The sequence below is a fragment of the Rhodococcus sp. IEGM 1341 genome (genome assembly GCF_030056895.1).
Taxonomy (GTDB): domain Bacteria; phylum Actinomycetota; class Actinomycetes; order Mycobacteriales; family Mycobacteriaceae; genus Rhodococcoides.
In genome coordinates this window covers 163,687-177,993 of the sequence record NZ_JASHKV010000005.1, presented here as the reverse complement: position 1 = coordinate 177,993, position 14,307 = coordinate 163,687, and the positions used below count along the sequence as shown (strand labels likewise).

8 protein-coding genes are annotated in these 14,307 nt (G+C 67.2%); 4 read left to right on the top strand and 4 right to left on the bottom strand.

From position 1 onward, the window contains the following. Positions 1-37: 37 nt before the first annotated feature. The gene (locus QM615_RS13895; protein ID WP_283347414.1) at positions 38-2,548 is read right to left on the bottom strand and encodes a helix-turn-helix transcriptional regulator; all 2,511 of its coding nucleotides are present in this window, start codon (positions 2,546-2,548) and stop codon (positions 38-40) included. A gap of 7 nt (positions 2,549-2,555) precedes the next feature. Continuing rightward, positions 2,556-4,370: an Hsp70 family protein gene (locus tag QM615_RS13890; protein ID WP_231893841.1), complete on the bottom strand. Its 1,815-nt coding sequence runs from the start codon at positions 4,368-4,370 to the stop codon at positions 2,556-2,558. 210 nt (positions 4,371-4,580) lie between these two features. Here QM615_RS13890 and QM615_RS13885 point away from each other — a divergent pair, with 210 nt between their 5' ends. The 3 genes from QM615_RS13885 to QM615_RS13875 all read left to right on the top strand — a co-directional run bounded on the left by QM615_RS13885 (position 4,581) and on the right by QM615_RS13875 (position 10,441). Beyond that, positions 4,581-7,010, top strand: a complete 2,430-nt coding sequence (locus tag QM615_RS13885) for an IniB N-terminal domain-containing protein (RefSeq protein ID WP_283347413.1) — start codon at positions 4,581-4,583, stop codon at positions 7,008-7,010. 165 nt (positions 7,011-7,175) lie between these two features. Then, a complete protein-coding gene (locus QM615_RS13880; RefSeq protein ID WP_068055887.1) occupies positions 7,176-8,984 on the top strand; it encodes a dynamin family protein in 1,809 nt (602 codons plus the stop codon). Continuing rightward, positions 8,981-10,441 carry a dynamin family protein gene (locus tag QM615_RS13875; RefSeq protein WP_094669503.1) on the top strand — a complete coding sequence of 487 codons (1,461 nt, stop codon included), beginning with the start codon at positions 8,981-8,983 and terminating at the stop codon, positions 10,439-10,441. The genes QM615_RS13880 and QM615_RS13875 overlap by 4 nt, the downstream gene beginning before the upstream one ends. On the opposite strand, the gene QM615_RS13870 is transcribed toward QM615_RS13875, so the two are convergent. Continuing rightward, positions 10,430-10,990, bottom strand: coding sequence for a hypothetical protein (locus QM615_RS13870; RefSeq protein ID WP_283347412.1), 561 nt, complete (start codon positions 10,988-10,990; stop codon positions 10,430-10,432). The genes QM615_RS13875 and QM615_RS13870 overlap by 12 nt on opposite strands. 37 nt (positions 10,991-11,027) lie before the next feature. Continuing rightward, positions 11,028-13,208, bottom strand: a complete 2,181-nt coding sequence (gene treS / locus QM615_RS13865) for a maltose alpha-D-glucosyltransferase (protein ID WP_283347411.1) — start codon at positions 13,206-13,208, stop codon at positions 11,028-11,030. Positions 13,209-13,505: 297 nt separating this feature from the next. On the opposite strand from treS, the gene QM615_RS13860 reads away from it, so the two are divergent. Next, positions 13,506-14,006 carry a Pro-kumamolisin, activation domain family protein gene (locus QM615_RS13860; protein ID WP_283347410.1) on the top strand — a complete coding sequence of 167 codons (501 nt, stop codon included), beginning with the start codon at positions 13,506-13,508 and terminating at the stop codon, positions 14,004-14,006. Positions 14,007-14,307: the final 301 nt, after the last annotated feature.

Sequence of the window (14,307 nt, the reverse complement as noted above, 5' to 3'; positions counted from 1 at the left end):
TGCTACCTGTTCTCGATCGGGGAGTGGTGCTCGGCCGTTATGTCGCTCCCGGTCCCCGCACAGTTACAGTGTCCACACTTGTGCTGGTCGAGGCCCCGTACCCCATGGCGCGCAGCATCGAGATCAGCTCCGACCGCGACTGCGCCCCGAGCCTGCGCCGAATGCGAGCCACATGGTGCTCGACGGTCTTCGGGGAGATGTAGAGCCGGCTGCCGACCTCGCGATACGTGACGCCGAGTACCAGCAGTTCGGCTACCTCGGCTTCGCGTTCGCTCAACGAGCCCGTCGGCTGCGGGGTCGATCTGGGGCTGTCGCGACCCGTCGAGCTGGGTTGGCGCAACGACCTGGCGATGTGCAGCAGCGAGGTTGCCGTCGCAGTATCGGTGACGGTCAGGGCGGCCTCGCTCGCCAGGCGGGCACCGTCCCACGGCAGTCCGAAGGCGGTGAGCGTGCGTGCTGAACTCTCCACCTCGGCCGCGTCGGGCCTGCCCTGCAACACGCCGAGCCACGCGCGACCGGCAGCGGCGAGTGCTGCGCTGTACGGATGGGTCGGAGCGGCGGCGGCCAGAGCCTTGGCGTGCGGGACCAACGCGTCGGGAGTCTGTGCCACGATGGCCGCCTGAACCTGATACCAATGCAGCGCCGACGCCCACACGGGTGGATCGCCGAGCGCTGCGAGCAGGTCGGTGGCCTGCGCCACCAGATGCTCGACGCGGTCCACCTGGCCGAGTCGAGTTGCGGCCAAGAGCAATTCGCCCAGGGGCAGCAGCGCGAACAGGTCGGTCGAGTATTCGGCGATCACGTTCTGGGCCTGGGTCCATGCCGTGATCAATGACCCTGCGTCACCGGACCTACGAGCCAGGCCCACTCGAATCGCGTGCAGGAACAATTGGTTGCGCACGTGTGACACCGGAATCCGGAGTGCCTCGATCGCGATGCCTGCTTCGGCGGTATCCCCTCGCAGCATCGACGCCCAGGCCCCGACGAGGCTCAACCTGGTGTGCGCTTCCGATCCCGCACGGTGCTCGGGAAGTGCTCGCGCCACGATGGAATCGACACGAGGTAGGTCGCCGCAGTGGACCGCGTGCAGCGCCGAGACGGCAGCGGCAGTATCCGGGGTGCACGAACGATCGGAAGTAGTGCCCGTCAACGTCACTGCCCGCATCAGCGCGTTGGCGGCGGCACTCGACGCTGCTGCGCTCCGCGAATCGATCGACCCGATCACTCCGGTGACGAGCAGAGTGCCCGACGCGATACTCGACGTCGGTGCGAGGGCAGTCACGGCAGCCATCGAACGGTCGGCGGCGCTGCGATCACCGGCCGCCGCGGCCGAGAGGGCAGCCCACACGGCGTCGGGTCCGAGCCGATCCTCGCCGAGCCACGCGAACAATTGCGCACTGCGCGAGGCCATTCCACGTTGCGCGGCAACAGACGCCGACACCCGCACCGCCGTACGCAGATCCGTCGCATCGAACCCGGCAGCGCCGTCGAGAACCACATCGGCGAATCTCGCCGCTTCGTCCGGATTCCCGGTGGCAGCCGCGACCTCGGACCGTCTCGCAGCCAGTACCGCCGAGTCGAAGCCCGCGTCGACCGCCGCGTCGTACAGGGCACCTGCGGCATCGACAGCAGCCGAATCGGCTTGCTGCACAAGGAAATCTGCGAGACCCGGATGGACGACGCCTCGCTCTGCCAACGCACGTGCCGCGGTGGCGTCGAGCAGGCGGGATCGGGTGGCGATGTCGGTGACGGACGAGAGCAGGGCTCGGCAGCGCGCCTCTCCGATCATTTCGATCAGCGGGGCCTCCGCGGACGGAATCAACGTGCCCGTGGTGTCGAGCAGGCCGGAGCTGCAGGCCAGGTCGACGATCGACTCGACATCGGTCGCGCGTGCCACGATCTGCGCAGCCGACGCAGGGTCGGGTGTGATGCCGAATCGGGCTGCGAGCAGCAGTGCCCGCGTGTCGTCGGTGGTCTCGATCAGCATCCGACGGTGTTGTTCGGCAACGGATTCGGCGACCGCGCGCAGTGGAGCCGGATCGGAACGGTCGCCGCCGAGCGCGCCGATTGCCGCATCGACGGCGGCGAGAATTCCGCCGGTCGCCTTGGCGACGGCACCGGCGAGTGACGCCGAGATCGGTCGAACGGTCGCTGCTGCTCGCGCCGCGATGGCCACCTTGTCCAGCGGAACCAGAGTCAACCGGTTGGAACCGGCGGACGCGACGAGCTTCTCGATGCGGGAATCGAAGCTCCGCGGCGCGGTGGCGACGATCAGGGTGATGTCCGAGCGTGTTGCCGCCGCTGCGATCTCGTCGAGACGCTGCTCCGACAGCAGGTGCGCGTCGTCGACGAGAACCGTCGAGCCGGACGGCGCGTCGGCGATGGTGCCCGTGTACACGTCCACCGTCGACGCCACGGAATCGAGAACCGCGGATCGGCCGGAGCCGTCGACTCCGACGACGATATGAAATCCATTGGCGACGAGCGCATCACGGACGAAGCGATCGGCGCGCTCGATGCCGACGAGCGATGATCGAGTGCTGGTCACCGTCGACCTATCGGCCGGTCAAGCCGCCGAGGGCTCCGCCGAGCCCGTCACCCACGCCGCCGACGACACCGCCGAGCCCGTCACCGACGCCGCCGACCACTCCGCCGAGTCCGTCACCGACACCCTGTCCGACATCGCCGAGGGTGGGACCCTGGTAGCTGGGAACCTGCACGCTCGGTGCTTGCGGAACCTGCACCGCCGGAGGCTGGTAGTTGGGAACGGTCGGAGCGGCGACCGACGGGATGGTCGGCACCGTGGCCGCGCCGTTGTCGGCCGGGGCAGGCGATCCCGCGACCGGAGCACCGGTGGCCGGATCGATCTGCGTCACCGTTCCGTCGGCGTTGACCACCGTGGTCGGCGCACCCTCGGAACCGGGTGCGGCAACACCGTTCTCACCGGTCGCCGGCGTCGTCGTCGCGGCATCGGCCACCGCAGCGCTGGTTCCCGGTGTCTCGGTGCTCGAGATCGAGGTTTCCGCGTTCGATTCGGCCGGAGTGGTGTTGTCGGAAGTCAATGCCGTGCCCACCGACAATCCTCCGCCGGCGAGAAGCGCGAGAGCGAGGACGGATCCGGCCACGACACCGGCTTTCTTGCGACCGGACATTCCTGCGTCGGAGTCGACGGCGGTGGGCGTCGGTGCGGGCCGGGGAGTGGGGCGAGGCATCGGGGCGGCCGCCGCAGCGGACGCCACGGCCGTGGTGGGTGCCGCAGCCAGTGCTGCGGCGTTGTCGGAGGCGGTCGCGTCGGCGATGTCGCTGCCGAGTATCGCGGCACCGACTGCGACGGTCAGTTCGGGTCGCGGTCCGGCCACCACGGGTGCTCGCAGCTCGGACGACATGAGCTCGGCGACCAGTGGGATGGCCGAACTGCCACCGACGAGTACCACCTGGTCGATGTCGGAGACGTCGAGGCCCGCGGCCGTGACGGCGTCGCGTACCACCCCGATCGACGCCAGCAGTGATGCTCGCACCAGTTCTTCGACCTCGGAGCGCACCAGGCGTACCTCGGTGTGCAGGCCCGGGAGGTCGACCGTCAGTGACGTGGACGTGTCGTAGGACAGCTGTTCCTTCGCCTCGCCGCAGCGGGCCCGCAGTTCCACGAGTGCGCCGACAGTATCGGGGTCGAAGGGATCGAACTCGAAGGATTGGCTTCCCGAGACGGTGTCGAGGACGTACTGCATGATCGCGTGATCGAACTGCGCTCCGCCGAACTCCTCCGAATGCACTCCGGTTCCGACGGTGCCTGCCTCGGAGCCGGTGCGCATCAGCGTGACGTCGAGTGCGGTCGCGCCCAGGTCGTAGACCACGGCCAGGCCGTCGGCCTGTGGGCCGCGCGTCACTTCGAGCCACCGCATCGTGGCGACGGACTCCGGTACCAGCGTGACGTCGGTGAGTCCCGCGCGCTCGAGCGCTTCACCGAGAACCTCGGCGGTGTACGCCGTCCAGCGAGTGGGGTGGGTGACGACGACGGTAGGAGCGGCATCGGTCCCGGCGGAGACCTCGGCGACGAGTGCGCGAGCAGCGGTGGCGTACAGGTCCTCGGCTCGGTGACTGCGGCCGTCGTCGTCGATCAGTTCCACCGGATCGCCCACCCGGTCGGCAAATCCGCTGATCAGATTGCGCGTCGAACGGTCCCAGAGCTCTGCCAGACGCGGGGCCTCGCCCGGACGGAGGTCGAGTGCCGAACGCTTGACCACCGAGGTGACGGGTTCGGTGTCCAGAGCAGCCACAGCCGTCACCGAACCGATACGTATGCCGAGCCCTGCGTTCATCGTGGTGTCGCCGCCTTCGTCTCGCACTGCCGTCAGTACTACTGCCGTCACACGCACTGTCGGCAGTGGCCGATTATTCGTTACGTCTCACAGCAGGTTAGAGCGCACAACGAGTGAAATCCCCTAAAGCGCCTAGATCCCCTAACCGAAGTCCCCTGGCAACCCCCGAGGGAGTGGGGGGATCCGCCCCGTTGGGCGGGGGCTCTTCGGTGCCTAGCGTTGTGATCAACCACGAAGCACCACTCGTCAAGGAGACCCACGATGGCTACCAACGCCGTACTCGATTTCATTCTCGGCCTGCTGCGCGACGACCAGGCTGCAGCCGCCTACTGCGCCAACCCCGAGATGACGCTGGCCGCCGCGGGACTCGGCGACGTCACCCACGCCGACATCGTCGCCGTGGCACCCCTGGTCGCCGAGTCGGGACTGTTCGCCGGCGCAGGCAGCCAGCTCTCGGCCATCCTGGGCGCAGGCGGATCCGCCGGCCTCGACGGTGCACTCGCCGGCGGCGCGAGCCTCGGCGGCGGATTGTCGGCCGGGCTCGGACTTGCAGCAGGCGCAGTGGCAGGCGGCGGACTCGCAGCAGGTGGCAGCCTGACCGGCGGAATCGATGTCGCGGGTGAGATCGAGGCATCCCTGCAGGCAGCACTGGCCGCAGCATTGGCAGTCGGAGGCCAGATCGGTCTCGAGCTCGGAACCGCGTTCGGCGGCGCATTCGACGCCCTGCTCGGCGCAGGCGCAGGTATCGGTGGCGGTCTGGATCTGGACCTCGACGGTCTGCTCGGCGGAACCGTCGGGCTCGGCGCTGCACTCACCGGACTGATCGGAGCAGGCGCAGGCATCGGCGGCGAGATCAGCGGAGACATCGCCGCACAGCTGCAGGCAGCACTCGACGCCGCCATCGGCGCGACCGGTGCCGTCGACCTCGGCGCACTGGCCGACATCCAGGGCGGCCTGGCCGGCGCTCTCGGTGCGGCCTTCGGAGTCGGCGGAAGCGTCGGAGCCGATCTCGGTGCCGCTCTCGGCGGAGTCTTCGACGCGGTACTCGGTGCCGGAGCCGGACTGGACATCGCAGGTGACCTCGGTGCCGCTCTGACCGCGGGAATCGGCGGCGCCCTCGGCGGACTGGGAACCATCGGAGCCGATCTGACCACCGACATCGGAGCTGCACTGGACGGCGCACTGGGAGCCGGTGGCTCGTTGGTCGGCGACATCGCCGGTGGAGTCGGCGCGAGCCTCGGCGGGCTCTTCGCGGCAGACGGTGCCATCGCAGGCTCGATCGGTAGCGCACTCGGAGCCGTCCTCGACGCCGGAGTCCTCGCTGACCTCGACGTCGACGCCCTGCTCGCCGCAGGCGGCAGCGTCGGCGCAGTGGTCGGCGGCGCACTGGGAACCGCACTCGACCTCGACACCAGCGCAGTCGGCAGCCTCACCGCCGCTCTCGACGCAGCACTCGAGGGCACCGTCGGAGCAGCAGCAGGCATCGGCGGCGAACTGGCCGGCGGACTCGAAGGCGGAGTGGCAGGCGGCCTCGAGGGCATCCTCGGCACGGCATTCGGCGTCGGCGGCGCAGCCGGAGCTCAGCTCGGAACCGCACTCGAATCGGTACTCGACACCAGCGCCGCACTCGACCTCGGAGCCGCACTCGGAGCCGGAGCGGATGTCAGCGCAGGACTCGTCGGCGCGATCGACACAGCGGTCGCAGCCGGAGCAGACCTCTCGGGAACCGTCGAAGCAGCACTCGCCGGAGTCGGCGGAGTGGGCGCAGACCTGTCGGGCGGCCTGGCCGGACTCGGCGGAGTGGGCGCGGGCCTCACCGGAGGACTCGCAGGCCTCGGAAACGTCGGTGCTGATCTGACCGGTGGCCTGGCGGCCGTCGGAAACGTCGGTGCTGATCTGACCGGTGGCCTGGCGGCCGTCGGGAACGTCGGTGCAGATGTGGCCGGCGGGCTCGCCGGTGTGGGTGATGCAGGTGCAGGCCTGACCGGTGGTCTGGCCGGACTCGGCAGCCTCGGCGGCGGAATCGCAGGCGGAGTTGCGGGCGGCGTCGCAGGCGGCGTGGATGCTGCGGCTTCGGCCGGTGCAGGCCTCGAAGGAGCCGTCTCCGGTGGCATCAGCACCGGACTCGACGCAGCAGCATCCGCAGGTGCGGGCCTCGAAGGTGCCGCGGGAGCTGCAGGCTCGGTTGCCGGTGGCCTCGAAGGTGCCGCGGGCGGAGTCGTCGATGCCGGAACCTCGGTGGGTGGCGAGATCGCATCGAACGTCGGAGCGGGACTCGACACCGGTGCCTCGATCGGAGGCGACTTCGCGTCCACTGTGGGTGCGGGTTTGGATGCTGGTGCGGACGCTGCGGCTTCCGCGGGCGGCGGGTTTGATTCCGCTGCCGACATCGGTGGCCAGGCCGCTGGCAGCCTCACCGGTGGCCTGCAGTCGGGTGTCGAGGGACTGGCAGACGCCGGCGGCAGCCTCTCCTCGGCGGCGTCGGGATCGTTCGATTCCTCCAGCTCGTTCGATTCCTCGGCTACCGCGACCGGCACCGGCTGGTCGAGCGTCGACTCGGACGTCTTCGGACAGGGCGAGACCGAGTCGAGCTTGTTCAGCGAGTCCGGCCTGCACGGTTCGGTGGATTCGGCAGCCGACTCTCTGGGACATGTGACCGTCGATCACGACATCGACCCGATGCAGCCCTGATCGTTCGCCTGCGGGTAGACAACGACATGACTCGGCCCCGAGTGTTCGCCAGCACTCGGGGCCGAGTCGTCGCTAGAGTTCGTTCGGGGCGCGCAGGAGTTTTTCGAGCCTGCGGGATGACCTGGTACTGCGGAAGTCGACGAGAACGGTTGTGAACACGAGCGTATGGACGGGCAATCTACGGAGCTGGCCGAGCTACTGAGCCGTACCGCGGCGGTGGCGACATCGGCGGGAAGATCCGACCTGGTGGATCGAGTCCAGGCGGCGCGCTCGAGAGTGTTGGATCCACGTCGACGCATCATCGTGGTCGGACCGCTCAAGCAGGGCAAGAGCCAGTTCGTGAACTCACTGCTCAACCTGACGGTGTGCTCGGTCGGAGACGACGAGACCACCGCCATCCCGACGGTGGTGTCCAACGCCGAGAGCCTTTCCGCGCAGCTCGTACTCGCCGATCCCGGCAACGAACCGATCCGAGTGGACGTTCCTCCCGAGGAGATCACGACGGTCACCCCGGCAAGTCCGCTGGCCCAGGGCCGGGAAGTGTTGCGTCTGGACATCGGGGTGGCGAGCCCACTGCTCGCCGACGGTCTGGTGCTGGTCGACACCCCCGGCGTCGGTGGCCACGGAAATCCGCACGCTGCAGGCACATTGGGGCTCATTCCGTCGTCCGACGCGGTGCTCGTCGTGTCCGACGCCTCCCGGGAATTCACCGAGCCGGAACTGTCGTTTCTGCGTCAGGTGCAGGGCCTGTGCCCGGCCGTGGCGGTGCTGATCACCAAGATCGATCTCTATCCGCACTGGCGGCAGATCGTCGAGGCCAATCGTGGACACCTGGACCGCGCGGGCATCGACGTGCAGATGCTGCCGGTGTCGTCTCTGTTGCGTTCGCACGCACTGCGTTTGAACGACGAGGAGCTCAACGCCGAGTCCGGCTTCCAGCAGCTCTACGCGTTCCTGCGTGACGACGTGGTGGCCCGGGCCGATGTGCTGGCACGCTCGTCGGTCTCGCTCGACGTCCGTTCGGTCACCGAGCACCTGACGCTGTCGCTCGGCAGTGAGCTTGCGGCACTGAAGGATCCGGAGCGCGCTGCCGCGGCCGTCGCCGGGCTGCAGCGCGCCAAGGCCGCTGCCGAGGAGCTGCACAAGCGCTCGTCCCAGTGGCAGCAGACACTCGGGGACGGTATCGCCGATCTCGCCTCCGACATCGATCACGACCTGCGCGACCGGTTGCGCCGCGTCACCAGGGAAGCCGAGGAAACCGTCGACGAGGGGGATCCGGGCAAGGACTGGCCGCAGCTCGGCGAGTGGCTCGAGGAACAGATCGCTGCGTCGGTGGGCGACAACTTCGTCTGGGCTCACGAACGGGCACTGTGGCTTTCGGAGCTGGTGGCCGAACACTTCGCGTCCTCCGGGGCGGCAGCCCTACCCGATCTCGACGTCGGCGATCTGGACAACGTCCTCGATCCCGTCTCGTCGTTGGCCGATCTGGAATCCGGTCGTATCGGAATCACGCAGAAGGTTCTGGTGGGAATGCGCGGATCCTACGGCGGTGTGCTGATGTTCGGCCTGATCACCACCTTCGTCGGGTTGAGTCTGCTCAATCCGATCTCCATCGGCGCGGGTGTGCTGCTCGGCACCAAGGCGTACAAGGAGGACAAGGAGAACCGCGTCAAACAACGGCGTTCCGAGGCCAAGATCGCGATCAGACGTTTCACCGACGACGTCAGCTTCCAGGTGGGCAAGGAGTCCAAGGACCGACTGCGGCAGATTCAGCGAGTGCTGCGTGATCACTTCACGTCCATCGCCGAGCAGACGCTGCGGTCGCTCAACGAGTCGCTGCGCTCGGCGCAGGAAGCCGCAGCCGCCGACAACACCGACCGCGCTGCTCGCATCGCTGCGCTGGAGAACGACATGCGCGTGGTGGCCGAACTGAATGCTCGGGCAGTGGGACTCGTCAAGGACGTCGCGGTATGAGTGTGGCGGCTCTGGCCAGGGCACGCGACCTCATCTCGGCGGCACGATCGACGTACTCCGGTGATGCCGAGGCATCCTGGATGCTCGACGAATGCCTGTACCGCCTGGACGAGCCGCTGCGGGTGGCACTGGCGGGATCGCTCAAGGCCGGCAAGTCCACACTGCTCAATTCGCTTGTCGGGCAGGATATTGCTCCCACCGACGCAACGGAATGCACGAAGGTCGTCACGTGGTACCGCAACGGTGTCGCTCCCGCCGTCACGGCCTGGTACGACGGTGACCGGGCTGCGAACGTGCCGGTGCAACGGCGGGACGGACGATTGACCTTCGATCTCGGGTCGTTGACGGCCGCGCAGGTCGACCGACTGGACGTCGAATGGCCTGCGAGCGCACTGGCGCAGACGACGATCATCGACACCCCCGGTACCTCGTCGCTCTCGCGCGACGTGTCGGCGCGTACGTTGGCGATGCTCACGCCCGAGAACTCGTCCTCGGGTGCCGACGCCGTTGTCTATCTGCTGCGCACGCTCAATGCGACCGACGTGTCGTTTCTGGGGCAGATCGGTGCGCACGTGGGCGGTGATTCGGGACCGCTCGGTGTGATCGGTGTCGTCTCGCGCGCCGACGAGGTGGGGTCGGGGCGGATGGACGCGATGATGTCGGCCAAGGAAGTCGCTGCGCGATTCGCGTCCGAACTCGAGGCCACCGGCCTGTGCCAGGCGGTGGTTCCGGTCGCGGGTCTGCTGGCGCTCGGTGCGGAAACGTTGCGGCAGAACGAGTTCTCGGCATTCGAGATGTTGGCCACGGTGCCGACCGAGGATCTGCAGTTGGCGATGCTCTCGGCCGATCGATTCGTCCGTGCAGAAAGCACGCTACCGGTCGACGCGGCGCTGCGAGCCAGCATCGTCGACCGTTTCGGGCTGTTCGGCATTCGGATGGCCGTGACGTTGATTCGGCTCGGGGTACGCGATTCACCCACGCTGGCCGCCGATCTGGTCGAGCGCAGCGGGCTGACCGAACTTCGGTCGGTGATCGACGTGCAATTCGGTCAACGCGCCGACCAACTGAAGTTGCACTCGGCTCTGGTTGCCCTGCAACGGATTCTGGAGTTCCGTCCGGAATCGCATGCACTGCGCACCGAAGCCGGGCGAATGCTCGCCGATGTGCACGGCTTCGCCGAATTGCGTCTGCTCGGCCGATTGCGCTCCACCACACCGAAACTGCCCGACGGCGGACTGCTCGAGCTGCAGCGCATCATCGGCGGCTTCGGCATCGCCGCCACCGAACGCCTCGACCTGCCTCCCGATGCCGGTCACGCCCAACAGCGAGACACCGCGCTGGCGGCGGTACACAAGTGGCGAGCACTGTCCTCGCATCCACTGTTGGACCGATTCACCTCGACCTCGTGTGCCACGGCGGCCCGGAGCGCGGAAGGAATACTGGCCTCACTGGCGTGAGGATCCCCGGGGCAGGAGGGCCACGATCGTCGCAGCGACAGCCGTGCCCGCCACGACGAACGGCCCCCACTGCAGAACGCCGCCGAGCAGCGCGGAGGCGTCGGACACGAAGGTCGAGAACGTGACTGCCGCTCCGATGGTCAGGATTCCGACCGCTCCCATCAGGACCTTCGACGACACCGCCGCGTTGCGCAGCAGATTCAGTGCGACGAATCCCAGCAGCACGAGCACCGCTGCTGCGGCACCACTGGACAGCAGCGTGGCCGAGGCGGTGTTGCGGACGTCGGCGGCACTTGCCGTCGAATCCTGCTGTGACACTGCAGTTTCGACGCCGGAGAGCACGGACTCCCAATTCAGCGCGATGACGGCGGCCAACGCGAGGATCAGAGCCGCTGTCAGAGTCCACAGCGCGCTCGCGACCTTGGGTAGGGCCGACCGAGATGGCTCCTGCCGTGGCCGCAGCGGTTCGACGGCAACATCGGGCCGCGGTGGTTGCGGACGGGGAGGCATGGGCCTCCGCGATGTCGGGTCGTTCTGTTCTTCGGCCACGGCAGGAGTCTATCCGTCGGTGGGGAGCCCTGCGGTCTCAGCGCAGCACCACCGGCACACCCTCGTACGGGCGCAGCGTCATCGGGAAACTGTTCAGTTCGTCCACCGTGGCGATCTCGTTGTCGTCCGATACGTCGACGGCCGTGGTGCCGGGCACCAGGTGCTTCGACTGGATGGTCGCGCTGATCTCCTCGGACGAGAAGTTGAGCACCGTCGCCTGGATGGTTCCCTGCCCGAGTTCGTGCACCATCACCAGTAGACCCTTGTGCGAGACGGTCGGGATGTCGATCTGCTGGGCGGTGGCGATACCGAACTTCTTGCGCAACTCGATGATTCGCGCCAACTGGCGGGCGAACGACTGTGGATCCGCCAGCTGCTCCGGGAGCGAACCGTACAGGCTGCGCCCGCGGGGGATGCCGGATTCGGAGCGCACGGCCTCGGGGAAGTACCCCATCAGATCGTGTGCGCCGCGGTTGATCCAGCGGGTGTCGCCTTCGCGGATGAGGTCGTCGACCTCCTCGGCATCGATCGGCAGGATGCCCAGAAGATCCCAGCCGGACAGTGCGAACACGCCCGGTTGCAACGCGTTGTACATCGCGAGCAGCAGATGGGCCCGCTTGACCGTCTCGATGTCTCGCTCGTCCATCCGGTCCAAATCGCGGATCCCGAGCGATGCGGTGATCACACTTGCTGTGGTGCAGGCGATTCCGTTGGTGGTGAACGTCCGGTTGTACGGTGCCCAGCGCCCGGTGAGTCGATCGGTCAGCTCACCGCGGATCCGGTCGCCCAGATCGCTGCCCTTGACCGCCTCGCCGCCGTAGGTGAACTCGTCCTCGGCGTGCAGGGTGGCGAAGTGGATGAGCTCGAACGTCATCTCGTCGTGGTTCTGCAACGCGTGCACCAGAGATGCCGTGTCGACGCCGTGATCGCGCGCCAGAGTCATGGTGAGCCTGAGAAACTCGGTGTTTCCCATGACGAGCGCGTGCTGATAGGCCGGGCGATTGATGAAGTCGTACGACAGGTCGGCACCGTTTTCACCCATGGCCTTGATGTCGTCGATCGTCAGGTTCAACTCCTGGAAGGTGAACCCGCCCATCTTGCGCACCACGCTGGCGATCAGGTGGTTCGCCGCCTCGGACAAGGGGTGGCCCTCGGACCAGCCCGGGCCTTCGGCTCGACGCTCGACACCGAGAAAACCGTTGGCGTCCAACCGCAATGCGCCTGCACCCAGATCGGCGATGGAGTGGCACGCGTCGCCGATCACCAGTCGCATTCCGGCGAAGGAGGGATCGAGCCAGTTGATCGACGGCTGACCGGCCTTGAAGTAGTGCAGGTACACCCAGCGACGCTCGACGCCGTCGATGCCGACGACGGGAGGTGTTGCGCTCCAGTTGGTTTCCTTCACACCGAGCTCGTAGAAGATCACGCGCTGCAGCTGGCCGATGATGTATCCGGCACGGGCGAGATTGGCCTCGGCCTCGGCGTCGATGTTCTGCGAATCGGCTCCGGCCCGCACTCGTGGCAACAGATGCCAGTCCTGCGGTTCGATCTCGACCATGTGGTAGATGCCGGGGTAGTCGGCCACGGCCATCTCGGCGAGCCGGAAGTCCGCACCTTTACCGGTGTGTCCGGGCACGATGTCGTCGATCACGATGCCGTCGTACGCCGACGCCACCACGCAGAGGCGTCGGAACTCCTCTTCCGATCCGAACGCGGGGTCGATCTGCATGCCGATGCGGTCGAAGTGGCCGTCGACCGAGGGAGTCGGACGCCAACCGTGGATGCCGCCGGCCACCTTCACCGGGCCGGTATGCACTGCGGTGACACCGATTTCGGAAAAGGCCTGCCACAGCTTCTCGTCACCGAGTGTGCTCAGGAAGCTCGTCTGCGGGGCGTTGATCACCGAGATGGGATACGCGGTGAACCACACCGGTGCGCGCTCGACGGCGGCGCGAGGATCGGGGTCGGCATACGGGTTCTGCCACATGCTGCCCTTGCCCGAGAGTTGCTCGGCAATGAGCTTGGCGTCGCGCAGCATCGACTGTTCGGTGAGCCAGTCCACGTACTCGGGATTCGAGGCCACCGGTTCGCTGTCGGGTGTGGGGCTGCTGCTCCTGTTGGCGCGTCGCACCGAAGGTCGAAGTGGTTTCGGCCGAGCCGGATAGAACTTCTCGTCGTAGGTGATCTCGCTCGGTTCGTGCTGCACTTCGGGATCCATGTGCCTCCGTAGCCTCGCTTTTCCTCAACCCTACGTAGGGCGCGGCCGATCCGCAGGGTTGTGGTTCCCCTGATCGGCAACCGGTGAAACCTGGCTCACCGACCGGTGAAACCTACTCCGAACTACATGGATGTGATTCGTCAGGGGCGTTTTCCTTCGATATGCGAACGTCATCGAATCGAGACCGCCTGGTGTGGAATGTCGGAATCCGATAGGACATAGTGAGTTGAGTACCAACTGACCCATCTGTCACATCAGACTCATGAGTCACATCCCCTTCAGCTACAGGAGTTGTTCATGCGACGTCTTGCCCGCACATCGATCCTGGCCTCGACGGCCGCTCTGGCCGCCGCCATCGGTGCGGTTGCCCTCGCACCGGCCGCATCGGCCGAACCTGCCCCCGAACCCGTCGGCCCGCTCGGCTCGGTGGTTCTCGAAAGCCCCGACCTGGTGGTGACCATGGCCGCCGTCTGCGACACCACGGTCAAGGACGCACCCGAGGGCGGCGTCGTCGCACTTCAGGTCAAGGTGGACAACGTCGGTGCGGACGACGCGTCGAACGTCAACGTCAACTACGGCGCACTGCCGGGCGTGCAGGGTCAGAACACCGAGACGACCATCGAGGCAGGCGAAGCCGCCACGTACACCGTGCCGTCGGTCGATCGTGAATGGATGGCCCGCCCCGCCGGTGCCGCGGCCTTCGCCAGTGCACTCGACGCGAACTTCCTCGACAACATCACCGGTGGGCTGCTCACTCACAGCTGCATCCCCGCCCCGGTCGAGGAGCCTGCCGAGTAATTCCCCCCGCAACACTTTCTCCCCGCTGCGCCGCGACGATCCTCGTGATCGTCGCGGCGTACTGCTGTGGAGGGGCTTCGCCCCACGTGCGCGAAACCTCGTAGCAGGGGTCGAGTTTTCGCTCACATGCGGCGCACCCGCTCCCACGGGAACAAAGTCGCCACACCCTCCGTTGTGCAGGTCAGCAGCCTTGAGTGGATGAGGCTCAAGTTGGAAGTTGACGCGACAAGACGCGTTGTGCAAACTTGAGCGGAGTTCGCTCACCCAGGGACTGAACCCCAGCACTAACAGGAGGAAACAT

Bases quoted from the DNA above. Each gene is read 5' to 3' on its own strand.
- QM615_RS13885 (WP_283347413.1), top strand. From the start codon at position 4,581: ATGGCTACCAACGCCGTACTCGATTTCATTCTCGGCCTGCTGCGCGAC.
- QM615_RS13860 (WP_283347410.1), top strand. From the start codon at position 13,506: ATGCGACGTCTTGCCCGCACATCGATCCTGGCCTCGACGGCCGCTCTG.
- QM615_RS13875 (WP_094669503.1), top strand. From the start codon at position 8,981: ATGAGTGTGGCGGCTCTGGCCAGGGCACGCGACCTCATCTCGGCGGCA.
- QM615_RS13880 (WP_068055887.1), top strand. From the start codon at position 7,176: ATGGACGGGCAATCTACGGAGCTGGCCGAGCTACTGAGCCGTACCGCG.
- treS (WP_283347411.1), bottom strand. From the start codon at position 13,208: ATGGATCCCGAAGTGCAGCACGAACCGAGCGAGATCACCTACGACGAG.